Below are 26,100 nucleotides of genomic sequence, written 5' to 3'. Positions count from 1 at the left end.
GGACGGATCGGGCGGGTGGCGCAGACCGACGGGTGGTGGCGGTCGGCGTAGATCTGGGCGTGCTGCAGCAGCCGCGTGTCGGCCTGGTTGGCCGTTACGCGGTGTTCGGCGGCGGACTCGAGTAGGTCGGCCGTCGACAGCTGCTCCAGATCTGTGTCGAACATGTGTTCGATTCTACATGTTCTGGCCCGGCTCGCCAAATCGGTGAAACCGTCGGAATCCCTTATTTACAAGACGAACCGGCGCACCACGCAGCTGTCGCGATCCTGGCCGCTTCGGTTACCGACGGGGTCCCGCGATTGAGGGCTGTCTCTGCGGGGAGCGGTTGGGTCGCGACATGCATCCCGTGCTGGGCCGTGCGTACCGGGGCATCGTCGTGCAGCCGCCGGGAGACTGCAGGCCCTTCACGAGCTCACGTCAGACCCGGTCGCCGCACTGCCGGGATAGTTCTGACGCTGCTAGCAAGCGCAACCTGAGGGTCACGTGGGGCCTATGTCTGGCCTGAGACGTGCAGCAGAGCAGATCTCTCCTGTCCTTCTCTGTCCTTCTGTCCTTCTTAGATGCCCATTGTTCGGCCGATTATTTCTTTCATTATTTCGGTGGTGCCGCCGTAGATAGTTTGGATTCGGGTGTCGAGGTAGGCCTTGGCGATGGGGTATTCGGTCATGAAGCCGTAGCCGCCGTGGAGTTGGAGGCAGCGGTCGACCACCTTTTTCTGGAGTTCGGTGGTCCACCATTTCGCCATCGCGGCCTCGGCGACAGTCAGTGTTCCGGCGTTCAGTTCCTCGATGCAGCGGTCGACGAAGACGCGGGCGATCTGGGTCTCGGTGGCGAGTTCGGCGAGGACGAAGCGGCTGTTCTGGAAGGAGCCGATCGGGCGGCCGAACGCCTTCCGGTCCTTCACGTAGCGCAGAGTGTCGTCGAGCATGTTCTCGCACGCCGCGGCCGCGACCACCGCAATCGTGAGCCGTTCCTGCGGCAGCTTCTCCATCAGATAGATAAAGCCCTTGCCCTCCTCGCCGAGAAGGTTCTCCACCGGCACCCGTACGTCGTCGAAGAACAGCTCCGCCGTGTCCTGCGCCTTGAGGCCGATCTTGTCCAGATTCCGCCCGCGCTCGAATCCGGGCATCCCGCGCTCAACCACGATCAGCGAGATCCCCTGCGCGCCGGCCGCCGGGTCAGTCTTGGCAACCACGATCACCAGATCCGCAAGAATGCCGTTCGAGATAAACGTCTTCTGCCCGTTCAGCACATAGTGATCCCCGTCGCGGCGAGCAGTCGTCTGGATCCCCTGCAGATCACTACCCGCGCCAGGCTCGGTCATAGCGATCGCACTGATCGTCTCCCCCGCGCAGAACGCCGGCAGCCACCGCTCCTTCTGGGAAGGCGTCGCATAGTCGAGCAGGTACGCCGAGTTGATGTCGGTGTGGATCGTGAACCCGACCCCACTCGCCCGGACCCGCGTCAGTTCCTCGATCAGCACGGTGTTGAACCGGAAGTCGCGCGCCCCACCGCCGCCGTACTCCTCCGGCATCATGAAGCCGAGCAGACCCGCCTCACCGGCTGCGGTCCACAGCTCGCGCGGCACGATCCCGGCCTCCTCCCAGCTGTCGTGGTGCGGCACGATCTCCTTGTCACAGAAGGCGCGAACGCTCTCCCGGAAGGCATCGTGATCGGCGTCGAAGAGCTGACGTTCCACGGGCGGTTTCCTCTCAGTTCTGTACGGCGGCGCCGGATTCCAGCAAGTCGTCGAGGTCGGTGATGCCCCAGTCGGTCAGGGCCTCGCGGGTATGCTCCCCGGGTCGCGCGGGCGGCCGGCCCAGGCTGGTCGGCGTACGGTCGAAACGTGGTGCGGGTGCCGGCTGCCGTACGCCGTGATGGTCCACAAAGGTGCCTCGGGCAACGAGATGCGGGTGATCGGCGGCGAGCGGCAGGACAGGCGCGACGCAGGCATCCGAGCCGTCGAACACTGCCGTCCATTCCGCCTGCGTCCGTTGGCGGAAGGTCTCGGCAAAAACCTTGCGCAGCTCAGGCCATTGCGCAGGGTCGTTGCGGTCGGGCGCGTCGATCCCGAGCTTCTCGATCAGCTCCGCGTAGAACTGCGGCTCGAGCGCGCCGACCGACAGGTGCTTCCCGTCGGCGGTCTCGTAGACGTCGTAGAACGGCGCGCCGGTGTCGAGCAGATTCGTCCCGCGGTCCTGCCGCCACGACCCGGCTGCGAGCGCGCCGAGCAGCATCGTGGTCAGATGCGCCGACCCGTCGACGATCGCCGCGTCGACGACCTGGCCCTCGCCGCTGTGCAGCGCTGCGAGTACGCCGATCACCAGGTACAACGACCCGCCCGCGAAATCGCCGAGCAGATTGGCAGGCACCTGCGGCGGCCCGCCGGCCCGCCCGATCAGGTGCAGGGCGCCGGACAATCCGAGGTAGTCGATGTCGTGCCCGGCCGTCTGCGCGAGCGGACCGTCCTGGCCCCAGCCGGTCATCCGCCCGTACACCAGCCGCGGGTTGATCGCGTGACACTGCTCCGGCCCGAGCCCGAGCCGCTCGGCGACGCCGGGCCGGAAGCCTTCGATCAGTACGTCGGCCTGCGCGACCAGCCGCCGTACGACGTCGACCGCGGCCGGCTGCTTCAGATCGAGAGCCGCGCTCCGGCGACCGCGGTTGAGCAGGTCGAGCTCGGGCGGCCCGAGCGACACGCTGCCGCCGGGCCGATCGATCCGCAGTACGTCGGCGCCGAGCTCGGCCAGCATCATGCACGCGAACGGCGCCGGGCCGATCCCGGCCAGCTCGACCACCTTCACGCCCTCGAGTGGACCCATGGGCGCTATTGTGACAGTTCTACTGTCACAGTCGTCAAGTCAACTTGCGGGTCGCGGCCAGCGCGGTCAGCGGGAGCGCGACCATCAGCGCGAGAATCACCGCCAGCCCGATCGACAACGTGCGCTCGTCGCCCTCCAGATGGCCGAGGTGGAAGACCAGGTGCGGCCCGGCGTACGCCAGGTAGGCGACCAGCGCGATCACGGTCCAGAAGCGATCGAGCCGGATCGCGGCCGCGGTCAGCACGATGCCGAGGCCGAGACTTGCGCCGCCGAAGTCGTGGAAGAGGTGATCGCTGTACGGCGGCGTCCAGTTCACCGTCGGCACGTGGTCGTAGAACGTCTTCGGCACGATCGTCAGCCACACCCCGAGCACCAGCTCGAAGACGGCCAGGATCCAGAGGACGACACGGATATAGGTCCTCGAGCTCATGTGGTGTCCTTTCGGTTCACCAGCTCAGATCCGGCAGCCCTCCGATCTGTGACACCTGGGTTGCGGCGAATGCGAGCTTGTCCGGGTTGAGCACGAAGCGGAGGTCGCTGACGCCGTGTGGGCCGAACTCGACGAAGCAGACCGCCATCAGCCCGTCTGGGCCCTCGGCGATCAGCACCGGCTCGGCGTTCGCCTCCGCGAAGCCGAGGACGAAACCCGCGCCGAACTTCTGCAGCGTCCCGATCAGGTACCGCGCCACCGGTGTCCGGCCGACAACCGGGTTCCGGGCCGCGATCACCTTGCCGCCGCCGTCCGCGGTGGAGACGACGTCCTCGGCCAGCAACTGCTCAAGCTGCTCGATCTCGCCCGACTGCGCGGCCGCCAGGAAGCGATCGACAAGCTCCCGCCAGTCCGCCCGGTCGACCGTCCGTTCCAGCCGGGAGCCGGAGGCCACCCGCTTCCGGGCGCGGGACAGCAACTGCCTGGCATTCGCATCGGACGTCCCGATCAGCTCCGCCACGTCATGATGGCTGTACCCGAACGCTTCATGCAGCACGTACGCCGCCCGCTCGGCCGGCGTCAGCCGCTCCAGCAACAGCAGCAGCGCGAACGAGACCGAGTCCCGCTCGGCGACCGTCTCCAGCGTGTCGAGCTCGGCCCGTCCCGTCAGGACCGGCTCCGGCAGCCACTCCCCGACGTACAACTCGCGCCGGGCACGCGCGGACGTGAGCTGCTTGATCGACAAGTTGGTGACGATCTTCGCGAGGTACGCGTCCGGGTCCCGGACCGACGCGGGGTCGACCGCCTGCCAGCGCAGCCAGGCGTCCTGCAGGATCTCCTCGGCGTCGGTCGCCGACCCGGTCATCCGGTACGCGATCCCGAACAGCCGCCCCCGCAGACGCTCGAACTCATCCACCGAGTAACGTCTCCGCTGCTTGCTGGATCGTGGTGTAGAAGTCGCTCCGGGCAGTCTCGTCGAGAGCGTCCTTGCCGCCCTGGCCGTCGATCAGCTCGCGGACGATGTCCGCGTGGCCGGCGTGATGCGCGGTCTCGTCGACGACCCGGACGAGCAGCGCGCCGAAGGTCGTGGTGCGCCCGCCCTCCGGCCAGTGCGGCACCTCGGCCGGGTGGTTCAGGTCGAGGTCGGCGATCGAGCGGTCGCTGTGCGCGCACGCCTCGCGGTAGAGACCGGTCAGGTACTCCGTCGACTCGCTCGGCCTGGCCCACATGTCAGCGCCGTCCCAGACCGAGCCGTCCGCCTCCCAGGGCAGCTGCTCGGCCGGCGGTCGGCCCACGCTGGTCCCGAGGTAGACGTACTCGATGCCGACCAGGTGCTTCACCAGCCCGAGCAGGTTCGTACCGGACGGGACCAGTGGACGGCGCCGGTCGTACTCACTCAGCCCTTCGAGCTTGGCGAGCATCAACGCACGGGTTTCCTGGAGGTAGTTCTGCAACTCGGTCTTCACGGTGCTCCTGGTGGCACGAAGGGGGCGGGCGGGGCGCCGTTCTCGATCAGCCACATGAGCGCGGCGGTGTCGGCGTACTCGTCGATCATGTCGGCGAGGCGGTCCAGTCTTTCGGCGCGCAGGCCGGCGAACGAGACGGAGCCGTCGGGTGCGGGTTTGCCGGTCAGGTTCGCCACTTCGGTCAGGAAGGCGTGCCGCGCGGTGTCGTCGTCGAGCAGGCCGTGCCAGATGGTTCCCCAGGTGTTGCCGCTGCGGCAGCCACCCGGGAACGCGTCCGCGTCTGCGGTCACCGCGACCACGCCGTGGTGGATCTCGTACGCCGTGGCCGTGGGCCGCGCCAACGTCTTCTCGCGCGCAAAGGTGGTTGCGACGGGCAACAGGTTCAGTCCGGCGTGATCGCCGCGCGATTCAACCCCGTCAGGATCGTGGATGACCGATCCGAGCGCCTGGTACCCGCCGCAGATCCCCAGCACCGGGCGGCCATCGGCCACCCGCGCGGCGACGGCGTCGGCCAGGCCCTGGTCGCGGAACCAGGCCAGGTCGGCGACCGTGGCACGCGAGCCTGGGAGGACTACTAGGTCAGCGTCGCGGACCTCCGCCGCGCTGGTGGTGAAGAAGACGCTGTTGGTCGGCTCGACCGCGAGCGCGTCCAGGTCGGTGAAGTTGCTGATGCGCGGGAAACGCACGACCGCGATCGTCAGCAGGTCACCCGGCGAGGTACGTCGTACCGGGATGTCGAGCGCATCCTCGGAATCCAGCCACAACGAAGGCAACCACGGCAGCACGCCGTACGTCGGGCGCCCGGTGACCGAGGCGAGCATGTCGATCCCCGGCTGCAGCAGCGAGACGTCGCCGCGGAACTTGTTCACCAGGAACCCGCCGATCAGCGCCTGATCGGCCGCGTCGAGCAACGCCACCGTGCCGAACATCGACGCGAACACTCCCCCGCGGTCGATGTCGCCGACCACGACGACCGGCGCCCGGGTGTGCTGCGCGAGCCCCATGTTCACGTAGTCGGACTGCCGCAGGTTGATCTCGGTCGGGCTGCCCGCGCCCTCGCTGATCACCACGTCGTACCTCGACGCGAGATCGTCATACGCCGCGAACGCCGCCTTGGCGAGCTCGGCCCGCTCGGTCAGGAAGCCGCGCGCACTCAACTCGCCCCAGGGCTGCCCCATCAGCACGACGTGGCTGCGCCGGTCGCTGCCGGGCTTGAGCAGCACCGGGTTCATCGCCGCCTCGGGTTCGGCGCCCGCGGCAACGGCCTGGATCCACTGCGCCCGGCCGATCTCGGTGCCGTCGGCGCAGACCATCGAGTTGTTCGACATGTTCTGCGCCTTGTACGGCGCGACCCGCACGCCCTGCCGGGCCAGCCAGCGGCAGATGCCGGTGACCACGGTCGTCTTCCCGGCGTCGGACGTCGTACCGGCGATCAGCAGCGAACCCACGCCGCCATCTTAGGGTTCGGGGCGCTCCGTCCTCGGCACCCGTGGGGTCGCCCCCTGGAACCGGGTCGAGCCGCCGGTCGACGAGAGCGGTTTGGCGATGTTCTCCAGCGACTTGCCCTCCGCGTCCACACCGAACACCCAGGCGATGATCCCGCCGGCCAGCATCACGGCCGCACCGACGATGTAACCCACCGTCAGCGGCCCGCGCGCCGGGTTGTCGCCGGTACCGATCAGCGACGCGAACAGGAACGGCGCGATCACACCGCCGGTCAGCTGCGAGATCGCGAAGAAGAACGAGATCGCCTGGCCGCGGAGCTCGATCGGGAAGATCTCGCTCACCGTCAGGTACGCCGACGACGCACCGGCCGAGGCGAAGAAGAACACCACGCACCACAGCCCGGTCAGCGAGGCCGCGTTCAACGCGCCGGCGTTGAACAGCAGCGCGGTGATGAACAGCACGACCGCGGACAGCGTGTAGGTGCCGAGGATCATCTTCCGCCGGCCGACGGTGTCGAACAGATGGCCGAGCAGCAGCGGACCGGCCAGGTTGCCGATCGCGAACGGGAAGAAGTACAGCGCGACGCTCGAGTCGTTCAGGCCGAAGTACGACTTCAGCACCAGCGCGTAGGTGAAGAAGATCGCGTTGTAGAGGAACGCCTGGGTGACCATCATCGAGAACCCGAGGAACGAGCGGCTGCGGTAGTCGCGCAGCATCACCCGGGCGATCTCGCGGTACGTCACCGGCGGGTAGTCGACCACCTCGATCGCCTCGTCGTCGCCGACCTTGCGCAGCTCGCCGCCCTGCCGCCGGACCGTCTCCTCGATCGAGTCGACGGTACGCTCGGCCTCCTCGACCCGTCCGTGGGTCATCAGCCAGCGCGGGCTCTCCGGGATGTGCCGGCGCAGGTAGATGATCACGAGGCCCATCACCGGGCCGATCAGGAAGCACAGCCGCCAGCCCCACTCGATCGGCACGATGTCCTTGTTCAGGAACACCAGGCCGACCGCGGAGCCGATCAGCGCGCCGGCCCAGTAGGTGCCGTTCACGCCGATGTCGACCCGGCCGCGGTACCGCGACGGGATCAGCTCGTCGATCGCGGAGTTGATCGCGGCGTACTCGCCGCCGATACCCATACCGGCGATGAACCGGAAGATCAGCAGCGAGGTGATGTCCCAGGACAGACCCGCGAGTCCGGACGCCAGCAGGTACACCAGCAGCGTGACGATGAACAGGCTGCGCCGACCGAGCCGGTCGGTCAACCGGCCGAAGACGAGTGCTCCGACCACCTCACCGCCCAGATAGACCGACGCCATCAGACCGACCTGCGACGTACTCAGGTGCAGCGTCTCCGGCTCCTTCAGCACGTTCCCGACCAGCGACACCAGCTGGATCTCGAGGCCGTCGAGGATCCACGAGACGCCCAGACCGACGACGATCATCCAGTGGAACCGTGTCCACGGCAGCCGGTCCATCCTGGCCGGCACGAGACTCGGTATCGCCTTTCCATGCTCCAACGCGTGCTCGCTCACCCACTGCTCCTCTCCGGATGCCCTTCGGGCCGGTACCCCAGGAGTGACGAGGTCAAAACCCTCGGTCATGGTCGCTAAAGTTGCGGGCATGGAGAATGAGATCAACATCGTGGACGCCAAGGACCACAGTCGGTACGAGGCACACGACGCGGACGGCACCCTGATGGGCTTCGTCGACTACAAGCTGCACCCGGGCGTGATCGCCTTCCTGCACGCCGAGACGCTGCCCGAGTTCCGCGGCCGCGGCGTGGCCGGGCGGATCGCGACGAAGTCGCTCGACGACGCGCGGGCCCTCGGGCTCCGGGTCAAGCCGGCCTGCCCGTTCTACCAGGAATTCCTCGCCGAGCACACGGAGTACGCCGACCTCGTCAAGCTGCCGGAGGCGCACCAGTGACGGCCCCGGTGCTGGGCAAGCTGGACTGGCAGCCGGCGGCCGAGGTGCCGGAGCTGCTGGCCGCGCCGGTTCGTGACGCGCTCCAGGGCGTCACGGCGTACGCGGCCGCGATCGACGCGGAGCTGGCCGACACCGCCGCGTTCTGCGCGGAGTACGACGTACCGATGGCCGCGTCGGCGAACTGCGTGATCGTGCTCGGCAAGCGGGCCGGCGAGGAGTCGTACGCCGCCGTGCTCGTGCTGGCCACGGACCGGGCCGACGTGAACGGCGTGATCCGCAAGCATCTCGGCGTCCGGAAGATCTCGTTCGCCGCCCAGCACGACGCGGTCGGCACGACCGGCATGGAGTACGGCGGGATCACGCCGATCGGGCTGCCCGCGGACTGGCCGGTGCTCGTCGACGAGGCGGTCGTGCAGGCCGGCCTGGTGGTGATCGGCAGCGGGATCCGCGGGTCGAAGCTGCTGCTCGACGCCGCCGAGCTCGCGAAGTTGCCGGCAGCAACAGTGCTGGACCTGGCGCAGCACTAGAGGCCCGACGATGCAGCAGCACGACTGGCCCGCGGAGTACGCCGAACTGACGGCGGCGGACCAGCGTGCTCCGCTGTCGCCGGCCGAGCTGGACCGGCTCGCGGTCGCCGCGTTCGTGCTCGGTCACGACGACGAGGTTGCGGCGTACCGCGAGCGGGCGCACGAAGGCCACCTCGCCGCCGGCGACACCGACGCGGCGATCCGGAGCGGGTTCTGGCTCGGGTTCCACCTGCAGCAGCGCGGTGATCTGTCCCGCGCGGCCGGATGGCAGGCCCGGATCATGCGCCTCGCCCCGGAAGGGAACGCCGAGCTGGCCGGTCGGCTCGCGATGGCCGACGCCGCGCTCACGATGAACTCCGGCGACGCGGCAACGGCGTTGCCGTTGTTCGAGGAGAACCTGCACTGGGCGACCGAGCCGGACACGATCGTGCTGGCGGCGCTCGGCCGCGGCAACTGCCTCGCCATGCTCGGCCGCGGGGCCGAAGCGCTCGTGGCACTCGACGAGGCGATGGTCCACGTGACCGGCGGGCAGGTGGGTCCCGAGGTCACCGGGATGGCGTACTGCGCGGTGATCGCCCTCTGCCTGAACATGTACGACATCCGCCGTGCCCAGGAGTGGACGCGCGCTCTCAGCGGCTGGTGTGACTCGCAGCCAGGGCTGGTCCCCTACCGTGGGGCCTGCCTGGTGCATCGCGCGCAGATCCTCCAGTTCCGTGGGGCCTGGGCGGAGGCGGCCAATGCGGCCGAGCACGCGTATCAACTGGCAGCAGGCGACGGGGTGGACGTGCAGCCTGGGCTGGCCCGGCTGCGAGCTGCTCAGGGCAGGTTAGACGTGGCGATCGCCGGGCTGGAGCGGGCGCTCGCCGAGAACCCGTTCTCGCCGGTTCGCCCGATGCTGCTCGCGGCGCGGGTCGAGCTGGCGATCGAATGCTCCGACCGCGAGACCGCACGCAAGGCGGCAGCCGAGCTGAACGAGTTCGCTCCGGCCGAATCGCCGTACCTGCAGGCGCTGGCGGCGTACGCCGAGGGCGCGGTGCGGATCGCGTGCGGTGATCCGCAGGGCGCGATCCCGCCGCTGCGGCGGGCGTGGACGTTGTGGCAGCGTCTGGAGATGCCGTACGAGGGTGCCCGCACACGGCTGCTGGTCGCAGAGGCCTGCCGGCAGCTCGGCGACACCGATGCGGAGCAGATGGAGCTCGACAGCGCCCGGGCCGTCTTCGAGCGCCTCGGCGCCGACGGCGACCTGACGATGGCCGAGCCGAACAACAGCAGCACGCTCAGCCCGCGGGAACTGGAAGTCCTACGGCTACTCGCGACAGGTGCGACGAACCGGGTGGTAGCTGATCAGCTGTTCCTCAGTGAACGAACAGTCGCCCGACATGTCAGCAACATCTTTGGGAAGCTCGCAGTCTCCAGCAGAGCCGCCGCGACCGCCTACGCCTATGAGCACGGTCTTACTGGGCACAAATGACCACTCGCCGCCGCGGTGAATTGGCGTGATCGGTGGATGTGCGCCGCGCCCGGCCGTCCTACTTTGAGTTCATGGACAGGGTCGGGGTTGTGGTGGTCGGGGCGGGCCAGGCCGGGCTGGCGGTGGGGTACTACCTGCGGCGGCGGGGCGAGGACTTCGTCATCCTCGACGGGAACGAGCGGGTGGGTGACTGCTGGCGGGAACGGTACGACTCGTTGCGGCTGTTCAGCCTGCCGCGGTACGCGAGTCTGCCGGGGCTCCGGATCGGCACGAAAGACTGCCCGGACCGGGACGAGATGGCCGACTATCTCGAGCAGTACGCCGTCCATCAGCAGTTGCCGGTGCGGACCGGTGTGCGGGTGACGCGGTTGTCGCGAGACGGCGACGGGTTCGTGGTGGAGACGAACGCCGGCGACTGGCGGGCCGACCAGGTCGTGGTGGCGGCCGGGATGCACAGCACGCCACGGTGGCCGTCCTTCGCCGGTGAACTCGATCCGTCGATCCGGCAGCTGCACTCGCTGGAGTACCGCAATCCCGAACAGCTTGCCGAAGGCACCGTACTGATCGTTGGTGCTGCCAACTCCGGCACCGACGTCGCGCTGGACGCGGTCAAGACCCATCCCACGCTGCTCGCCGGAAGGCACCCGGGACAGGTTCCCGTCGACATCGACTCGACCGTCGGCCACGTGTTCACGCCGGTTGTCATGTTCCTGTTCAAGTACGTCCTCACCCGGCGTACGCCGATGGGACGCAAGGCGATCGCGAACGCGCTGAAGAACGGTCTGCCGCTGACCCGCAACAAGCTCGATCATCTCGATGCGGCCGGCATCGAACGACTGAGCCGGATCGACGGCGTCCGCGATGGCAAGCCGGTGACGGCCGACGGCGACGTACTCGACGATGTGACGACCGTGGTCTGGTGCACGGGTTCCGATCCGGACCACAGCTGGATCGACCTGCCCGTCTTCGGCGCCGACGGCCGGCCGCGGCACGAGCGGGGTGTGGCGTCCGACGTGGACGGCCTGTACTTCCTCGGGCTCGATTTCCAGTACGCGATCGCGTCCGCCAGCATCCAGGGGGTGGATCGCGACGCTCGCTTCCTCGTCAGGCATCTCGTCCAACACGCCGATCACGCGATACCCGTGGACAGGCGGTAGCATCACGGGCTGAAATGGGTGCGTGGCTGGGCGTGGGTCAGGGTGAGTGATCAGGTGTCGGTGAGCGGCGGCGAGGGTGGCCCGACCGCTCTGCGGATCATGCTGGGCGGGCAGCTGCGGCGGATGCGTGAAGCCGCCGGGATCAGTCGCGCCGACGCGGGCTGGCAGATCCGGGCCTCGGAGTCCAAGGTCAGCCGGATGGAGCTCGGCCGGGTCGGGTTCAAGGAACGCGATGTCAGCGACCTGCTCGAGCTGTACGGGATGGGCGAGGAGGACGAGCGGTTCCGGCTGATGGAGCTGGCCCGGGCCGCGAACAACCCCGGCTGGTGGTCGCGGTACGGCGATGTGATGCCGAGCTGGTTCACCAACTACGTCGGCCTCGAAGTCGCTGCGGCGTTGATCCGGACGTACGAAGTGATGTTCGTCCCAGGTCTGCTGCAGACCGAGGAGTACGCGCGTGCCATGGTCCAGCTGGGCAAGTCGACGTTCCTGCCGCACCAGGAGGTCGACCAGCGGGTCGAGCTCCGGGTGACCCGGCAGCAGATCCTCACCCGGGCGAACCCGGCCCGGCTCTGGGTCGTCATCGACGAGTCGGTGCTGCACCGGCCGGTCGGCGGCGAGAAGGTCCTGCGGGCGCAGATCGAGCACCTGATCATGTGGTCGCAGCAGCCGAACATCACCCTGCAGGTGATGCCGTTCAGCAGCGTCGGGTACGCCGGTGCAGGCGGCGCGTTCAGCCTGCTGCGGTTCCCGGAGGGCGACCTGCCGGACATCGTCTACATCGAGCACGCGGCCAGCGCGCTCTACCTGGACAAGCTCGACGAGGTGGACGAGTACGTCGCGATCATGGAGGGCCTGACCATCTCGGCGGCCCCGGTCTCCGCGACCGAGGGCCTCCTGAAAGAGGCCCTCGCGCGGCTCTAGTTACGCGACCTTGAGGTCGACCTTGATGTTGCCGCGGGTGGCGTTGGAGTACGGGCAGACCTCGTGGGCCTTGGCGACGAGCTCCTCGGCGACCGCGCGCTCGACACCCGGCAGGCTGACCACGAGCTCGACCTGCAGGCCATAGCCGGCGCCACCGTTGATCGGGCCGATGCCTACCTCGGCGGTAACGGTCGAACCGTCGGAGTCTTGACGGGCCTTGCGCGCGACCAGCTTCAGCGCGCTGTGGAAGCAGGCCGCATACCCGGCCGCGAACAGCTGCTCCGGGTTGGTGCCGTTGCCGTTGCCACCCATCTCGACCGGCGGCGCGACGGTGACGGCGAGCTTGCCGTCGTCGGTCGACACCTTGCCGTCGCGGCCGCCGTCCGCGGTGGCGCGGGCGGTGTACAGAACCTTCTCAACAGCGATCGTCATATCTGGTTTCTCCTAGCGTGTGGGATCGAGCAGGAGCTTGCCCACGGTCTTGCGGGCACGCATGTCTTCATGAGCGGTGGCGGCGTCGGACAGGGCGTACTCCGCGCCGACGATCGGGCGGAGCGTGCCGCCGGCGGTCAGGTCGAACAGCTCGGCCAGGGCGGCGCTGAAGCGCTGCGGGTCGCGGAAGCAGTCGACCAGCCAGAAGCCGGCGATCGTCTTCGAACCCTTCATCAGCCGGGCGGGCTCGATCGGCTTGGCGGCCTCGCGGCCCGCCGCCCCGAAGGTCACCAACCGGCCGAACGACGCCAGCGCGGCGAACGACTCGTCGAACGTCGGCCCGCCGACCATCTCCAGCACGATGTCGACCGGCTTGCCGCCGTTCGCCTCGAGGATGCGGTCCTTCAGGCCTTCCGGCGTACCGTCGATCGCGACGTCGGCGCCGAGCTCGACGGTCTGCTGCCGCTTCTCCTCTGACGACGCGGTCGCGATCACACGCCCGGCGCCCCACAGCTTCGCGAGCTGGATGGACAGGTGGCCGACACCGCCGGCACCCGCGTGGACCAGGACGGACTCACCGGCCTGCAGGTGCGACGAGTGCTTCAGCATGTACCACGCGGTGGTGCCCTGCACGATCAGCGCGAGCGCCTGACCATCGGTCACGCCTTCCGGCACGTCCCAGGCCCGCATCGGGTGGATCAGCGCCTTCTCGGCATACCCGCCGGAGCCCGTGAGCGCCACGACGCGACGGCCGTCCGCCGTCCGGCCGACCACCTCGCCGCCGGGGATCATCGGGAGCTCCGCCTTGGAGAGGTAACTGTTCTCGACCTGATGTGTGTCGGCGTAGTTGATACCCGCGCGGTCGACCGTGATCAGCACCTGTCCGTCGCCGGGCACCGGCTCCGCGACCTCGCTGATCTTCAGGACCTCGGGTCCACCGAACTCGGTGATCTGAATGGCTCGCATACACCGTACTATACACTGTACGCTATGAACGTCGAAGGGAGGTGCGTCACATGGCCAGGACACCGCGGAACACACTCAGCTCCGAACTGATCGTGCGGACCGCGCTCGAGCTGATGGAGTCGCGCGGCTCGGACGCTTTCAGTCTGCGCGGCGTGGCCGCCGAGCTCGGTGTCGGCCCGATGGCGCTCTACACCTATTTCCGTAACAAGGACGAGCTGTACGACGCCGTCCGCGATCACCTGATGGGCCTGCTGCCCGCCGTGCCGGTGGATGCCGAGTGGCCCGACCAGGTGCGCGCGGTCTGCCGGTCGTTGCGGCTGCTGATGCTCCAGCATCCTTGCCTTGCGCAACTACTCGCCGGCCGGCCGTTGAGCGGGCATGAGACGGCGCGCGTCGCGGAAGGGCTCCTCGGCGTACTGCGGGCCGCCGGGTTCGACCCGGAGACGGCGGCGCGGACGCACACGACGTTGTTCACGTATGTGCTCGGCTCGACCTCGTGGGAGATCCAGATGGCGGCCGAGCGCCGCGATCCCGAGGCGTGGCGGCGGCTTCGGGCGACGATGGAGTCGCTGTCGGCGCGCGACTTCCCGTCGGTCGTCGAGCTGGCGCCGGAGCTGGCCCGGACGACGGGCGGCGACGAGCAGTTCGACTACGGGCTGGACCTACTGCTGGCCGGCCTGCAGCTCAGAACACCATCGTGACGATCGCGAGGATCCCGATGCAGACGATCAGCGCGCGGAGTGCGATCGGCGGGAGCTTGCGGCCGTAGCGGGCGCCGATGAAACCGCCGATCGTCGAGCCGACCGCGATCAGAGCGGCCGCGAGCCAGTCGATCTCGTGGACGACGATGAACAGGATCGCGGAGGCTGTGTTGACGACGGTCGCGAGGACGTTCTTCAGGCCGTTCATCCGCTGCAGGTTCGAGTCCAGGCCGAGGCCGAGGATCGCCATCAGCAGGACGCCTTGCGCGGCGCCGAAGTACCCGCCGTACACACCGGTGGCGAAGACGGCCGGGATCACCCACCAGGCGCCGCGGTGCAGGTGCGACGGAGCACTGATCCACTTCGACAGCCACGGCTGGAACGCGACCAGCAGACAGCCGAGCAGGATCAGCACCGGTACGACGGCGTGGAACGCCGAGTCGGGCAGTGTGAGCAGCAACACTCCCCCGACGATGCCGCCGGCCAGCGACGCCGGGATCAACCGCAGCATCCGACCGCGCTGGCCCTCGAGCTCACGCCGGTAGCCGATCGCGCCGGCCGCCGTACCCGGCGCCAGGCCGACCGTATTGCTGACGTTCGCGAGCACCGGCGGGATGCCGACGGCAAGCAGCGCCGGGAAGGTCAGCAGGGTGCCCGATCCCACCACGGCGTTGATCGTCCCCGCGCCCATCCCCGCCAGCAGGACGAACAGAGCCTCGTACCAAGTCATCGCTGCCTGACTTTACGCACCCGATCGCGGTTCCCGCTCATCCGTCCGTCCGTTGAGCAGACAGTATGCGATCGACTGGTCGTCAATCGACAGCCCTCCGACAGCACGAGGCCTCCCCGGCTGACCGGGGAGGCCTCGTTCGGAACAACAGGGTGTCAGCGCTGCGGCGGCTCCGCGGCCGGCGGCAGGTCCTGGGTGGGAGCCGGCGGCGGCACTGCCGGCGTCGACGGCGCCGCGGCCTGGCTGCGGGTGCTGACGGCCGCGGACTCGGCGGCGGCGATCGCCTCGCGGACCGCGTTGTCGGCCTCGGCAACCGCTGCCGGTGCGGCCGCGGACGAGTCGAGCTCCGCGACCTCGCCGTTGGACAGCTCCGGCGCGTGCCATTCGCCCTCGGCCTTCTGCGTGATGCCGGCCACCTGGCCGACCGCACTGCCGAGACCCTTGAGCGCGTCGCCGATCTCGCTCGGCACGATCCACAGCTTGTTCGCGTCGCCCTGGGCGATCGACGGCAGCATCTGCAGGTACTGGTACGCGAGCAGACCCTGGTCGGGCTTGCCGGCGTGGATCGCGTTGAAGACCGTGGTGATGGCCTGCGCCTCACCCTGCGCCTTCAGGATCCGGGCCTGCCGCTCGGCCTCGGCGCGAAGGATGCGGGACTGCTTGTCACCTTCGGCGGTGAGGATCGCGGACTGCTTCTGGCCTTCCGCGGACAGGACGGCGGACTGCCGCATACCTTCCGCGGTGAGGATCGCGGCGCGCTTGTCACGGTCCGCGCGCATCTGCTTCTCCATCGAGTCCTGGATCGAGGGCGGCGGGTCGATCGAGCGGAGCTCGACCCGGTTGACCCGGATTCCCCACTTGCCGGTCGCCTCGTCCAGCACGTACCGGAGCTTCTCGTTGATCTCTTCACGCGACGTCAGCGTCTGCTCCAGGTCCATGCCGCCGATGATGTTCCGCAGCGTGGTCATGGTCAGCTGCTCGATGGCCTGGATGTAGTTCGAGATCTCGTACGTCGCCCGGACCGGGTCGTTCACCTGGAAGTAGATGACGGAGTCGATCGACACCATCAGGTTGTCCTCGGTGATGACGCCCTGCGGCGGGAACGCGACCACCTGCTCGCGCATGTCGATGGTGTAGCGGACCTTGTCGACGAACGGCGTCAGCAGGTTCAGGCCGGGCTGCAGACCGGTCTTGAACTTGCCGAAGCGCTCGACGATCCCGACGGTCTGCTGCTGCACCACCCGGACGGACTTGACCAAGGTCACGATCACCACTAAGGCGACCAGTGCCAGGACTATGAGGAACGCGGTCACTTTGACCCTCCACTCGAACGGACCCTCAGGACGGACAGTCTTCCGTATCGACGGGGCAGGCGCCGTACCGGTTCCCGGCGCGTCGGATGCCTGATCGAGCAGCTACTCCACCGTCCGCACCTTCGACACTACTGCGCGCAGGGGCCCACTCAACCGATCAGCTCTGGGGCGGGTCCGACGGCTTGGGATCCTGGGACGGCTCGGGCAGGTCCAGCTGGTGGTGCAACGGTTCGCCGACCGGGTACACGACCGCGGTGGCGCCGTCGATGTGCATCACCTCGACCCGCGTCCCGGGCGCGATCGTCGAGATCTCGTCGTACGGCCGGGCGGTCCAGAGCTCTCCGCCGATCCGGATCGAACCGCCGCCGTCGGGGTGGATCTCCTTCACCACGGTCCCGGTCCGGCCGATGACGTGGGCGGAGCCGGTCTTCAGCTCCTGCCCGTGATGGATCTTGCGGACGATCATCGGGCGGATCGCGCCCAGCATCGCGGCCGCGGTGATCAGCCCGACGACGATCTGCAGCCAGAGCAGTCCCGGGAAGAACGCCGCGACCCCCGCGGCGGTGAGCGCGCCGGCGGCCAGCATCAGCAGCGTGAAGTCGAGCGAGGCCAGCTCAGCCAGGCCGAGGACGGCGGCGATCGTCAGCCATGCCGCCCACATGTTGTCCCGCAGCCAATCCATCATTTCCCAAGCCTAGCTGGGTCAGAGGGCGCGGGCGGTGTAGCGGCCGTCCTCCTGCTTGAGGGTGAGGGCGAGCTCGAAGGTGTCGCTGAGGGTTTCGGCGGTGAGGGCCTCGTCCATCGGGCCGGCGGCGACGACGCGGCCCTGCTTGAGCAGGAGGGCGTGGGTGAAGCCGGGCGGGATCTCCTCGACGTGGTGGGTGACGAGGACCATCGCCGGAGCGCCGACGGCGGTCGCGATCGAGCTGAGCGAGCGGACCAGCTGTTCGCGACCCGTAAGGTCCAGGCCCGCCGCGGGCTCGTCCATCAGCATCAGTTCGGGGTCGGTCATCAGTGCGCGGGCGATCTGCACTCGCTTCCGCTCTCCCTCGGACAGCGTCCCGAACGTGCGGTCGGCGAGGTGCCCGATCCCGAGCTCGGCCAGCAGTGCGTTGGCGCGCTGGTGATCCAGGTCGTCGTACTCCTCGATCCAGCGGCCGAGGACGGCGTACGACGCGGAGACGACCACGTCGGAGACCCGCTCGCTCTTGGGCAGCCGATCGGCCAATGCGGCACTCGTGAGGCCGATCCGCGGCCGCAGCTCGAACACGTCGACGGCACCGAGCACCTCACCGAGCAAGCCGGCGACACCGGTCGTCGGGTGGAGCTGTGCGGCCAGGATCTGCAGCAGGGTCGTCTTGCCGGCGCCGTTCGGCCCGATCACCACCCAGCGGTCGGCCTCGTCGATGGTCCAGTCGATCCCGTCCAGCAGCCGCGCCCCACCACGGACGATGGTCACCCCGGCCAGCTCCACCACTGCAGTCATGGACAAAACCTAAAGGGTCGCCCTTCGTCGCGTGTGCTCGGGTGGTGAGAGACTTGCGGGCGTGCTGACGACCTCCGCCTCGGTACGGTTCACCGTGTGGACGAACGCGATGCTGACCGGCGCCTGCGACCCCGATACCGCCGCGTCGAAGATCCTCGGTGACGACGTCGGTCACCACGTCTCCGGGCTGGCCGGGCATCCCGAACCCGCCACCTTGCCGGTCGCGCTGAACCTGCTGCGCGCCGCCGGTACGACGCAGGCGCACCTCGCGCTGCCCGTCCCGGGTGATCCGATCGGTCTGGCCGGACCGCCGTCGTTCAACGAGGCCGCGCTGGAGACCGGCGAGGCCGTAGTACTCACCGGACCTGAGCTCGGCCTGGTTCCGTCGTACGTCGGGCCGGCCGTGCAGTGGTCGGTGCTGCCGGCGGCGAGCCCGACGCCGGCGGACTTCGGCGAGGCCGATCGCGGCCTGCGGCTGGCGTTGATCGACGCGGCCGATTCGCTCGCCGCGCTCGAGGTCGCCCGCTGGAAGCCCGAGGTCGCGGACGCGCTGATCGACATCCGCAAGATCGGCCGCGGGGACGGGGACGTGCTTGCTCCGGGCTACGAACCGCGGGCGGTGAAGACGGCGGCGACCGCGCGGCGCTGCCTGGCGATCGCGGACGCGGCGCTGGCGGACGACGGCGCGGCGGTGACCGGGGCCGAGGCGGACGCCCGGCGACGGGCGTTGCTCGACCTCGCGGCCGCGGCGCGCCGGGCGCTGGTGGCGGCGTGCGCGCCGCCGATTCATGCTTGAGATCCGGACCGGCCACTGGACGGTCATCTCATTTCGGTAGCGTTCGCAGTGCGATGACTGATCCCAGTGAGGTTGAGGCGGACACCGCGGCGGCCGAGCGGCCGACGCTCCTGATCACGTTGACGGGCACCGACCGGCCCGGGTTGACGTCGGCCGTCCTGTCCACGTTGGCGACCCGCGGGCTCGAGGTCATCGACGCCGAGCAGGTCGTCCTGCGAGGGCGTCTGGTGCTCGGCGTACTGCTGTCCGCGCCGCGTGACCACAAGGACCTCAAAGAAGAACTGAAGGCGCTCGCGAGCGTGCTCGACGTCGACATCTCGGTGAAGAAGGGCCTCGGCGACAACGAGCCGCGGCGCAAGGGCCGCAGCCAGGTGACCGTGATCGGGCGTCCGCTGTCCGCCGCCGGGCTGGCCGCGATCGCCGGCCGGATCGCCGACACCGGCGCGAACATCGACCGGATCAGCCGGATGGCGCGGTACCCGGTCACCGCGATGGAGATCGCGGTCTCCGGCGCCGAGCCCGAGACGCTGCGGACGGTGCTCGCGCTCGAGGGCGTCCGGCAGGGGCTCGACGTCGCGGTCCAGGACGGCGGGCTGTACCGGCGGGCCAAGCGGCTGATCGTGATGGACGTCGACTCGACGCTCATCCAGGGCGAGGTCATCGAGATGCTCGCCGCGCATGCCGGCCGACTGGCCGAGGTCGCCGCCGTCACCGAGCAGGCGATGCGCGGCGAACTGGACTTCGAGGAATCGCTCCGGCATCGCGTCGCGGCACTGGAGGGCCTGCCGGCGACCGCGCTCGACGAGGTGTACGCCGCGATCGAGCTCGCGCCCGGCGCCCGCACCCTGGTCCGCACGCTGAAGCGGCTCGGCTACCAGTTCGCGATCGTCAGCGGCGGGTTCAGCCAGATCACCGAGAAGCTCGCGGCCGAGCTGGGCATCGACTACGCCAAGGCGAACGAGCTCGAGATCGTCGACGGCGTACTCACCGGCCGGGTCGTCGGCGAGATCGTCGACCGCCCCGGCAAGGCGACGGCCCTGCGTGAGTTCGCCGTCCGGTCCGGGACCCCGCTGACCCAGACCGTGGCCATCGGCGACGGCGCCAACGACCTCGACATGCTCGCCGCGGCCGGCCTCGGCGTCGCGTTCAACGCCAAGCCGGTGGTTCGTGCGGCCGCCGACACCCATCTCAGCGTCCCCTACCTCGACACGATCCTCTACCTCCTCGGGATCACCCGCGAAGAAGTGGAAGTCGCCGACGCCGAGACCCCGGCCTGATCGCAACAACCTGCAGAACACCGCGGCCCCGCGGCCGGCATGCGGCAGGATCGGTCCATGGACTTCACGGACCGGCCGGCCACCCTTGACGATGCGGACGCCATCTACCGACTGATCGCGGCGAACGAGCGTGAGTGGCACGGGCAGGCCGAGGTGATTCCGGATCAGGTGGCCGCGAACCTGAGCCGGCCGTTGATCGTCCTCGAGCGCGACACGCTGGTCGTCATGGCTCCGAACGGCGACCTGGCGGCGTGGGCGTGGCTGCACGACGGCAAGCACGCGATGATTGACGTCGCCGCGGCGTACCGCGGGCTGGGGATCGGGTCGCGGCTGCTCGACTGGGCGGAGGCGGGTTCGCGGGCGCGCGGCAGCGAGTGGTTCGCGCAGATCGTCGACGACGCGGACCTCGCCGGCACGGAGCTGCTGAAGTCGCGCGGTTGCAGCGTACTGGCGACGAACTGGTTGTTGGAGCGACCAATCAGTCCGCAAGCCTTCCCGGTCCCGGAAGGTATCCGGCTGTCGGCGTACGACGCCGCCCGCGCGCAGGAGGTGTACGAGCTGATCGAGGCGGCGTTCGCGGCGTTCCAGCCGCGGCGGAAGAGTTTCGACGAGTGGAGCGAGCTGACCGTCGGACGGTCGACCTTCCTCCCGGAGGTGTCGACGCTCGCGTACGCCGGTGACGAGGTGGTCGGCGCGGTGATCGCGCTGGACGGCGACGAGGGGTACGTCGAGCAGCTCGCCGTCCGCGACGACCAGCGGAACAAGGGCATCGCCCGGGCCATGCTCGATCGCACGTGTGCCGGGTTCCTCGCCCGCGGCTGCAGTACCTGCATCCTCTGGACGCACTCCGGCACCGGCGCGCTGGCGATGTACGAACGGCTCGGCATGCGGGTCCGGCGCAGTACGACGGTGTACCGAACCCAGCTGTGACGAGCTGTTGACAGTGCGCGATGAGAGCGCTCCCATAGGTTCATGCGTACCCGCCCCTTAGTACTTGCGCTGCTGGCGCCTCTGCTGGCCGTCGTTCCGCTCGCGCATGCGAGTGTCCCGCCGCCGACCGACGGCTGGACGACGGTGTGGAGTGACGACTTCAACGGGTCGAGCGGCAGTCTGCCGTCCGGCTCCGACTGGATCATCGACACCGGTCACGGTTACCCGGGCGGTCCCGGGAACTGGGGCACCGGCGAGATCCAGAACTACACGAACAGTCCGGACAACGTGTCGCTCGACGGCACCGGGAACCTGCGGATCACCCCGCGCCGGGACGGGGCCGGCAACTGGACCTCGGCGCGGATCGAGAGTCGCCGCAGTGACTTCAAGCCGCCGTCGGGCGGTGTGCTGGCGATCGAGAGCCGGATCCAGATGCCGAACGTGACCGGTGACGCGGCGCTCGGCTACTGGCCCGCGTTCTGGGCGCTCGGTGCGCCGTACCGCGGCAACTACTGGAACTGGCCGGGGATCGGCGAGTTCGACATCATGGAGAACGTCAACGGGATCAACTCCGTCTGGGGTGTGCTGCACTGCGGCGTGAGCCCGGGCGGCCCGTGCAACGAGACCACCGGGATCGGCGCGAACCGCGCATGCCCGGGGTCGAGCTGCCAGTCCGCGTTCCACACGTACCGGTTCGAGTGGGACACGTCGGTGTCGCCGAACCAGTTGCGTTGGTACGTCGACGGCCAGCAGTTCCACTCCGTCAGCCAGGGGCAGTTGCCGGCTGACACCTGGTCGAACATGACGTCGCACGCCGGCTACTTCGTCCTGCTCAACCTCGCGATCGGCGGCGCGTTCCCGGACGCGCTCAACGGCCCGACTCCGCGCGCGTCGACCGTGCCGGATCGTCCGATGACAGTCGACTACGTGGCCGTGTCGTCGAAGGGCGGCGGTACCACTCCGCCGCCGACGACTCCCCCGCCGGGCGGCTCCTCGGCGTACGGCACGTTGCAGGCGGAGTCGTACTCGCAGCAGTCCGGGATGGGCCTGGAGACCACCACGGACACCGGCGGGGGCCAGAACCTGATGCAGATCGGCAACGGCGACTGGGCGCAGTACAACGGCATCGACTTCGGCAGCACGGCGGCGACGCAGTTCGTGGCACGCGTCGCGTCCGGCGCCGGGGGCGGTATCAGCGGGCTCGTCGAAGTACGCCTCGACAGCCGGTCCAACGCCCCCATCGGCAGCTTTGCGGTCGGTAACACCGGCGGCTGGCAATCCTGGCGCACCATCCCCGCCAACATGGCGTCGGTGACCGGCACCCACACCGTCTACATCACCTTCACCAGCGGCCAACCGGCCGACTACGTGAACCTCAACTGGTTCACGTTCGGTCACTGAGGGCACTAGCACCTATCCTGCAGCTTATGTCTGAACTGCAGGGTGGGCCGGGTGCCCTGTTCGCGATCGGTGGCGCCGAGGACAAGCTCAAGAAGCGCACGGTGCTGCAGGAGTTCGTCGAGGCCGCCGGTGGACCGAAGGCGCGGATCGTCGTGGTGCCCACGGCGTCCGCGCTCGGCCCGGACGTGATCGACGTGTACCGGGCGCTGTTCGCGGCGCTCGGGGCCGAGAGCGTGGTCGGCGTCCGCCCGGAGAACCGGGAGGACGCCGACGACCCTGCCTTCATCGCCCCGCTGAACGACGCGACCGGTGTGTTCATGACCGGCGGCAACCAGCTCAAGCTGGCCGGTGTCGTCACCGGTACGGCGTTCGGCCGCGCCGTCACGGCCGCCCACGCACGCGGAGCCGCCGTCGGCGGTACGTCGGCCGGCGCGAGCATCCTGGCCGAACACATGATTGCGTTCGGGCGATCCGGCGCCACCCCGCGACAGCGGATGAGCCAGCTGTCCGGCGGTCTCGGTCTGGTCCAGGGCGCGATCGTCGACCAGCATTTCGCCCAGCGGAACCGGTACGGCCGTCTGCTGTCGCTCGTCGCCCAGTCCCCCGGTCTGCTCGGGATCGGCGTCGACGAGGACACCGCGGCCGTGTTCCGCGGCTCGCACCTCGAGGTCGTCGGCCGCGGCGCCGTGACGATCTTCGACGGCAGCCGGATCACGTCCAACGGGCACTACGCCGGCAGGTCCGAGCCGCTGCTCGCGTCCGGAGTCGTACTGCATGTGCTGCCGGCCACCGCGACGTTCGACCTGCAGAACCGGGTGCTGCTGTCGTACGGCAAGCAGCCGCCGGCGACCGAGCTGGCCGAGATGCAGGCGGCCGAGGCAGATCTTCGCAAGCTGGCCAAGGAGATCGCGGCCGAGGGGGTATCACCGAAGTACTACGCCGACCGCAAGAAGCGGGCCGGGCGGCGTACCTCCAAGAAGTCAGCCACATCACTGGCGGCCGGGGAGTCCAGACCGGAGGCGACCGAGCCGATCACGGCCGGCGCCGACTCCGAACTCCCCAACCGCACGCAACCAGAACAGTGATGCCCGCATGAGCGAGACCACCGGCACTCCCGCGCCCGACCTGAAGATCATCGAGACCCGCGTCTACCGCGGCCCGAACATCTGGAGCTACGACCCAGCGATCCATCTGGTCGTCGACCTCGGATCACTCGAGAACTTCCCGTCGAACACGATCCCCGGCTTCACGGAGCGGCTGCTGGCCGACCTCCCGCGGCTCGACCAGCACCACTGCTCGCGCGGCCGGAAGGGCGGCTTCATCGAGCGCCTGTACGAAGGCACCTGGCTGGGCCACATCGCCGAGCACGTGGCGCTCCAGCTCCAGCAGGAGGCCGGCCACGACATGCGCCGCGGCAAGACCCGGCAGGTCAAGGGCTCCCCCGGCATCTACAACATCACCTACGCGTACGCCGACGAAGCGGTCGGACTCGCGGCGGGCGAGCTCGCCGTACGGTTCGTGAACAACCTGGTCCAGCCTGATCCCGCATTCGACTTCACCACCGAGCTGGAGAAGTTCATCAAGCAGGCCGAGCGGACGGCCTTCGGCCCGTCGACGCAGGCGATCGTGGACGAGGCCGTGTCCCGCGACATCCCGTGGATCCGACTGAACAAGGCCAGCCTGGTGCAGCTCGGCCAGGGTGTACACGCGAAGCGGATCCGGGCCACGATGACGTCCGAAACCGGCTCGATCGCGGTCGACGTAGCCAGCGACAAGGACCTCACCACCCGGCTGCTCGCGTCCGCCGGTCTGCCGGTGCCGCGGTCGGAGTCGATCCGCACGGTCGAGGAAGCGGTCACCGTCGCGAACAAGATCGGCTACCCGGTCGTCTGCAAGCCGCTCGACGGCAACCACGGCCGCGGCGTCTGCCTGAACCTGCAGGACGCCGACGCGGTCCGCGAGGCGTTCCCGATCGCGGCCGAGCAGTCCCGGCGCGGCTCGGTGATCGTGGAGAACTTCGTCACCGGCAAGGACTACCGCTGCCTGATCATCAACGGCCGGATGGAGGCGATCGCCGAACGCGTGCCCGCGCACGTGGTCGGCGACGGCATCCACACGGTGGCCGAGCTGGTCGACATCACCAACGCCGATCCGCGCCGCGGTGTCGGTCACGAGAAGATCCTGACCCGGATCACGATCAACGCCGCCGCCCGGCAGCTCGTCCGCGACCAGGGCTTCGAGCTGGACGACGTACCGCCCGAGGACGTGATGGTGAAGCTGACGCTCACCGGCAACATGTCCACCGGCGGGATCTCGATCGACCGGACCTGGGAGGCGCACCCGGAGAACGTCGAGATCGCCGAGGAGGCGGCCCGGATGATCGGGCTCGACATCGCCGGCATCGACTTCATCTGCCCAGACATCACCCAGCCGGTGCGGGAGACCGGCGGCGCGATCTGCGAGGTGAACGCGGCGCCCGGGTTCCGGATGCACACGAACCCGACGATCGGCGAGCCGCAGTACATCGCGAAGCCTGTCGTCGACATGCTGTTCCCGCCGGGCGCGACCAGCCGGATCCCGATCGTCGCGGTGACCGGGACGAACGGCAAGACCACGACCGCGCGGATGATCAGCCACGTCTTCAAGGGTCTCGGCCGCAAGGTCGGGATGACGTCGACCGACGGCATCGTGATCGACGAGCGGCTGGTGATCCGGCAGGACGCGTCCGGGCCGAAGTCGGCGCGGATGGTGCTGCAGAACCCGCGGGTCGACTTCGCGGTGTTCGAGGTGGCACGCGGCGGGATCCTGCGCGAGGGCCTCGGGTACGAACGCAACGACGTCGCCGTGGTGCTGAACATCCAGCCCGATCACCTGGGGCTGCGCGGCATCGACACGCTCGAGCAGCTCGCGGACGTGAAGGCGGTCCTGGTCGAGGCGGTGCCGCGGACGGGGTACGCCGTACTGAACGCCGACGACCCGCTGGTGCGGAAGATGCGCCGGAAGTGTTCGGGGCAGGTCGTGTGGTTCTCCATGGCCGAGCCGGGCAGCGAGGTCCGCGACTACATCGAGGGGCACTGCCGGCGCGGCGGTCGCGCGGTGGTGCTGGAGCGGTCCGACCTGGGCGACATGATCGTCGTCAAGCACGGCCGGCGGTCGATGCAGCTCGCCTGGACCCACTTGCTGCCGGCAACGTTCGGCGGACGGGCGATGATGAACGTGCAGAACGCGATGGCGGCCGCCGCGGCTGCGTTCGCGGCGGGTGCGTCGCTGCACGACATCCGGCAGGGCCTGCGGACGTTCAGTACGTCGTACTACCTGTCGCCCGGGCGGTTGAACGAGATCGACGTCGACGGCCGGACCGTGATCGTCGACTACTGCCACAACGCGCCGGCGATGCGGATGCTCGGGGACTTCGTCGATCGTCTCGGCGAGAGCCTGACCGCGTCGTCCGAGCTCGGGCGGCCGTCGCGGATCGGCGTGATCGCGACCGCGGGCGACCGCCGCGACGACGACATCCGTGAACTGGGTGAGGTCGCGGCTCAGCACTTCGACGTGGTCGTGGTCCGCGAGGACGCCCGGCTGCGCGGACGCAAGCGCGGCGAGTCGGCCGCGCTGGTCGAAGCCGGCGTACGTGCTGCGATGGAGCAGGGCGCCCGCTGCCGGCAGGTCGACACGGTGCTCGAGGAGCTGGACGCGGTCAAGCACGCGCTCAGCCGCTCGAACCCGGGCGACCTCGTCGTCCTCTGCGTCGACCAGCACCAGCAGGTCCTGGCCGAGCTCGAGTCGGTCTCCCACCTCGCCCAGGCCGGCGCCCGCTCGGGTGACGAGGGCGGCGACCCCGACTTCGTCCCCCCGGACGAGGAGCCCGCGGAACAAGAACGAGAACTCGCCTGACCTGT

The 26,100-nt window shown here is 69.1% G+C and carries 25 protein-coding genes; 12 read left to right on the top strand and 13 right to left on the bottom strand.

The genetic code is table 11. The features are described from left to right. Positions 1-556 precede the first annotated feature (556 nt). The 7 genes from ABT313_RS37080 to ABT313_RS37050 are packed head-to-tail and all read right to left on the bottom strand — an operon-like array spanning position 557 to position 7,639. Entirely contained in the window at positions 557-1,699 is a 1,143-nt protein-coding gene (locus tag ABT313_RS37080) for an acyl-CoA dehydrogenase family protein (protein ID WP_350863801.1), read from the bottom strand. Between the two features lie 13 nt (positions 1,700-1,712). Further along, positions 1,713-2,822, bottom strand: a complete 1,110-nt coding sequence (locus ABT313_RS37075; protein WP_350863799.1) for a CaiB/BaiF CoA transferase family protein — start codon at positions 2,820-2,822, stop codon at positions 1,713-1,715. 34 nt (positions 2,823-2,856) lie between these two features. After that, positions 2,857-3,252, bottom strand: a complete 396-nt coding sequence (locus tag ABT313_RS37070) for a hypothetical protein (protein ID WP_350863797.1) — start codon at positions 3,250-3,252, stop codon at positions 2,857-2,859. Between the two features lie 16 nt (positions 3,253-3,268). Further along, positions 3,269-4,168 carry an RNA polymerase sigma-70 factor gene (locus ABT313_RS37065; protein WP_350863795.1) on the bottom strand — a complete coding sequence of 300 codons (900 nt, stop codon included), beginning with the start codon at positions 4,166-4,168 and terminating at the stop codon, positions 3,269-3,271. Continuing rightward, positions 4,161-4,718, bottom strand: coding sequence for a DinB family protein (locus ABT313_RS37060; protein WP_350863793.1), 558 nt, complete (start codon positions 4,716-4,718; stop codon positions 4,161-4,163). The genes ABT313_RS37065 and ABT313_RS37060 overlap by 8 nt, the downstream gene beginning before the upstream one ends. Continuing rightward, positions 4,715-6,166, bottom strand: coding sequence for a cobyric acid synthase (locus ABT313_RS37055; RefSeq protein ID WP_350863791.1), 1,452 nt, complete (start codon positions 6,164-6,166; stop codon positions 4,715-4,717). The genes ABT313_RS37060 and ABT313_RS37055 overlap by 4 nt, the downstream gene beginning before the upstream one ends. Positions 6,167-6,175: 9 nt before the next feature. Next, the gene (locus ABT313_RS37050; protein ID WP_350863834.1) at positions 6,176-7,639 is read right to left on the bottom strand and encodes an MFS transporter; all 1,464 of its coding nucleotides are present in this window, start codon (positions 7,637-7,639) and stop codon (positions 6,176-6,178) included. 145 nt (positions 7,640-7,784) lie between these two features. On the opposite strand from ABT313_RS37050, the gene ABT313_RS37045 reads away from it, so the two are divergent. The 5 genes from ABT313_RS37045 to ABT313_RS37025 all read left to right on the top strand — a co-directional run bounded on the left by ABT313_RS37045 (position 7,785) and on the right by ABT313_RS37025 (position 12,169). Next, positions 7,785-8,090 (top strand): GNAT family N-acetyltransferase, encoded by a 306-nt coding sequence (locus ABT313_RS37045; RefSeq protein WP_350863789.1) that lies wholly within the window; start codon positions 7,785-7,787, stop codon positions 8,088-8,090. After that, complete coding sequence (locus tag ABT313_RS37040) at positions 8,087-8,617, top strand: YbaK/EbsC family protein (protein ID WP_350863787.1); 531 nt, start codon at positions 8,087-8,089, stop codon at positions 8,615-8,617. Before ABT313_RS37045 ends, ABT313_RS37040 begins: the two co-directional genes overlap by 4 nt. Positions 8,618-8,627: 10 nt before the next feature. Further along, positions 8,628-10,088 (top strand): LuxR C-terminal-related transcriptional regulator, encoded by a 1,461-nt coding sequence (locus ABT313_RS37035; RefSeq protein ID WP_350863785.1) that lies wholly within the window; start codon positions 8,628-8,630, stop codon positions 10,086-10,088. A gap of 71 nt (positions 10,089-10,159) precedes the next feature. Continuing rightward, a complete protein-coding gene (locus tag ABT313_RS37030; RefSeq protein WP_350863783.1) occupies positions 10,160-11,245 on the top strand; it encodes a flavin-containing monooxygenase in 1,086 nt (361 codons plus the stop codon). Between the two features lie 99 nt (positions 11,246-11,344). After that, on the top strand, positions 11,345-12,169 hold the full coding sequence (locus ABT313_RS37025; RefSeq protein ID WP_350863831.1) for a Sco1979 family transcriptional regulator: 825 nt from the start codon (positions 11,345-11,347) through the stop codon (positions 12,167-12,169). On the opposite strand, the gene ABT313_RS37020 is transcribed toward ABT313_RS37025, so the two are convergent. Beyond that, positions 12,170-12,601, bottom strand: a complete 432-nt coding sequence (locus tag ABT313_RS37020) for an organic hydroperoxide resistance protein (RefSeq protein WP_130450357.1) — start codon at positions 12,599-12,601, stop codon at positions 12,170-12,172. 12 nt (positions 12,602-12,613) lie between these two features. Then, entirely contained in the window at positions 12,614-13,567 is a 954-nt protein-coding gene (locus ABT313_RS37015; protein WP_350863780.1) for a quinone oxidoreductase family protein, read from the bottom strand. Between the two features lie 50 nt (positions 13,568-13,617). On the opposite strand from ABT313_RS37015, the gene ABT313_RS37010 reads away from it, so the two are divergent. Beyond that, positions 13,618-14,268, top strand: a complete 651-nt coding sequence (locus ABT313_RS37010) for a TetR/AcrR family transcriptional regulator (protein ID WP_350863777.1) — start codon at positions 13,618-13,620, stop codon at positions 14,266-14,268. Here the strand turns inward: ABT313_RS37010 and ABT313_RS37005 are convergent. From ABT313_RS37005 to ABT313_RS36990, 4 genes are all read right to left on the bottom strand, one after another. After that, a complete protein-coding gene (locus ABT313_RS37005; RefSeq protein ID WP_350863775.1) occupies positions 14,252-14,998 on the bottom strand; it encodes a sulfite exporter TauE/SafE family protein in 747 nt (248 codons plus the stop codon). The two genes, ABT313_RS37010 and ABT313_RS37005, sit on opposite strands and share 17 nt — an antisense overlap. A gap of 155 nt (positions 14,999-15,153) precedes the next feature. Continuing rightward, positions 15,154-16,311, bottom strand: coding sequence for an SPFH domain-containing protein (locus tag ABT313_RS37000; RefSeq protein WP_350863772.1), 1,158 nt, complete (start codon positions 16,309-16,311; stop codon positions 15,154-15,156). A 157-nt stretch (positions 16,312-16,468) separates the two neighbouring features. Then, the gene (locus tag ABT313_RS36995; RefSeq protein ID WP_350863769.1) at positions 16,469-16,996 is read right to left on the bottom strand and encodes an NfeD family protein; all 528 of its coding nucleotides are present in this window, start codon (positions 16,994-16,996) and stop codon (positions 16,469-16,471) included. 18 nt (positions 16,997-17,014) lie between these two features. Next, a complete protein-coding gene (locus tag ABT313_RS36990; protein ID WP_350863766.1) occupies positions 17,015-17,797 on the bottom strand; it encodes an ABC transporter ATP-binding protein in 783 nt (260 codons plus the stop codon). A gap of 61 nt (positions 17,798-17,858) precedes the next feature. Between ABT313_RS36990 and ABT313_RS36985 the strand changes: the two genes are divergently transcribed. Genes ABT313_RS36985 through cphA form a run of 6 tightly spaced genes read left to right on the top strand, consistent with a single transcriptional unit; the run spans position 17,859 to position 26,095 of the window. After that, complete coding sequence (locus ABT313_RS36985) at positions 17,859-18,593, top strand: Rv1486c family protein (RefSeq protein ID WP_350863763.1); 735 nt, start codon at positions 17,859-17,861, stop codon at positions 18,591-18,593. A gap of 53 nt (positions 18,594-18,646) precedes the next feature. Next, a complete protein-coding gene (serB, locus tag ABT313_RS36980; protein ID WP_350863761.1) occupies positions 18,647-19,870 on the top strand; it encodes a phosphoserine phosphatase SerB in 1,224 nt (407 codons plus the stop codon). 57 nt (positions 19,871-19,927) lie between these two features. After that, complete coding sequence (locus tag ABT313_RS36975) at positions 19,928-20,800, top strand: GNAT family N-acetyltransferase (RefSeq protein WP_350863758.1); 873 nt, start codon at positions 19,928-19,930, stop codon at positions 20,798-20,800. Positions 20,801-20,842: 42 nt separating this feature from the next. Continuing rightward, positions 20,843-22,201 (top strand): glycoside hydrolase family 16 protein, encoded by a 1,359-nt coding sequence (locus tag ABT313_RS36970; protein ID WP_350863755.1) that lies wholly within the window; start codon positions 20,843-20,845, stop codon positions 22,199-22,201. A gap of 26 nt (positions 22,202-22,227) precedes the next feature. Further along, positions 22,228-23,286, top strand: coding sequence for a cyanophycinase (locus ABT313_RS36965; RefSeq protein ID WP_350863753.1), 1,059 nt, complete (start codon positions 22,228-22,230; stop codon positions 23,284-23,286). 7 nt (positions 23,287-23,293) lie between these two features. Next, positions 23,294-26,095 carry a cyanophycin synthetase gene (gene cphA / locus ABT313_RS36960; protein ID WP_350863750.1) on the top strand — a complete coding sequence of 934 codons (2,802 nt, stop codon included), beginning with the start codon at positions 23,294-23,296 and terminating at the stop codon, positions 26,093-26,095. The last annotated feature ends 5 nt before the right edge of the window (positions 26,096-26,100 follow it).

The organism is Kribbella sp. NPDC000426 (assembly GCF_040300265.1).
Taxonomy (GTDB): domain Bacteria; phylum Actinomycetota; class Actinomycetes; order Propionibacteriales; family Kribbellaceae; genus Kribbella.
Note: the sequence above shows the minus strand (reverse complement) of the source record. Positions and strands in the feature narration are given on the sequence as shown.

Coding starts and splice junctions, on each gene's coding strand:
- ABT313_RS37075 (WP_350863799.1), bottom strand. CDS start 2,822: ATGGGTCCACTCGAGGGCGTGAAGGTGGTCGAGCTGGCCGGGATCGGC.
- ABT313_RS37070 (WP_350863797.1), bottom strand. CDS start 3,252: ATGAGCTCGAGGACCTATATCCGTGTCGTCCTCTGGATCCTGGCCGTC.
- ABT313_RS37050 (WP_350863834.1), bottom strand. CDS start 7,639: ATGGACCGGCTGCCGTGGACACGGTTCCACTGGATGATCGTCGTCGGT.
- ABT313_RS37045 (WP_350863789.1), top strand. CDS start 7,785: ATGGAGAATGAGATCAACATCGTGGACGCCAAGGACCACAGTCGGTAC.
- ABT313_RS37035 (WP_350863785.1), top strand. CDS start 8,628: ATGCAGCAGCACGACTGGCCCGCGGAGTACGCCGAACTGACGGCGGCG.
- ABT313_RS37030 (WP_350863783.1), top strand. CDS start 10,160: ATGGACAGGGTCGGGGTTGTGGTGGTCGGGGCGGGCCAGGCCGGGCTG.
- ABT313_RS37025 (WP_350863831.1), top strand. CDS start 11,345: ATGCTGGGCGGGCAGCTGCGGCGGATGCGTGAAGCCGCCGGGATCAGT.
- ABT313_RS37020 (WP_130450357.1), bottom strand. CDS start 12,601: ATGACGATCGCTGTTGAGAAGGTTCTGTACACCGCCCGCGCCACCGCG.
- ABT313_RS37015 (WP_350863780.1), bottom strand. CDS start 13,567: ATGCGAGCCATTCAGATCACCGAGTTCGGTGGACCCGAGGTCCTGAAG.
- ABT313_RS37010 (WP_350863777.1), top strand. CDS start 13,618: ATGGCCAGGACACCGCGGAACACACTCAGCTCCGAACTGATCGTGCGG.
- ABT313_RS37005 (WP_350863775.1), bottom strand. CDS start 14,998: ATGACTTGGTACGAGGCTCTGTTCGTCCTGCTGGCGGGGATGGGCGCG.
- ABT313_RS36995 (WP_350863769.1), bottom strand. CDS start 16,996: ATGATGGATTGGCTGCGGGACAACATGTGGGCGGCATGGCTGACGATC.
- ABT313_RS36990 (WP_350863766.1), bottom strand. CDS start 17,797: ATGACTGCAGTGGTGGAGCTGGCCGGGGTGACCATCGTCCGTGGTGGG.
- serB (WP_350863761.1), top strand. CDS start 18,647: ATGACTGATCCCAGTGAGGTTGAGGCGGACACCGCGGCGGCCGAGCGG.
- ABT313_RS36975 (WP_350863758.1), top strand. CDS start 19,928: ATGGACTTCACGGACCGGCCGGCCACCCTTGACGATGCGGACGCCATC.
- ABT313_RS36970 (WP_350863755.1), top strand. CDS start 20,843: ATGCGTACCCGCCCCTTAGTACTTGCGCTGCTGGCGCCTCTGCTGGCC.
- ABT313_RS36965 (WP_350863753.1), top strand. CDS start 22,228: ATGTCTGAACTGCAGGGTGGGCCGGGTGCCCTGTTCGCGATCGGTGGC.
- cphA (WP_350863750.1), top strand. CDS start 23,294: ATGAGCGAGACCACCGGCACTCCCGCGCCCGACCTGAAGATCATCGAG.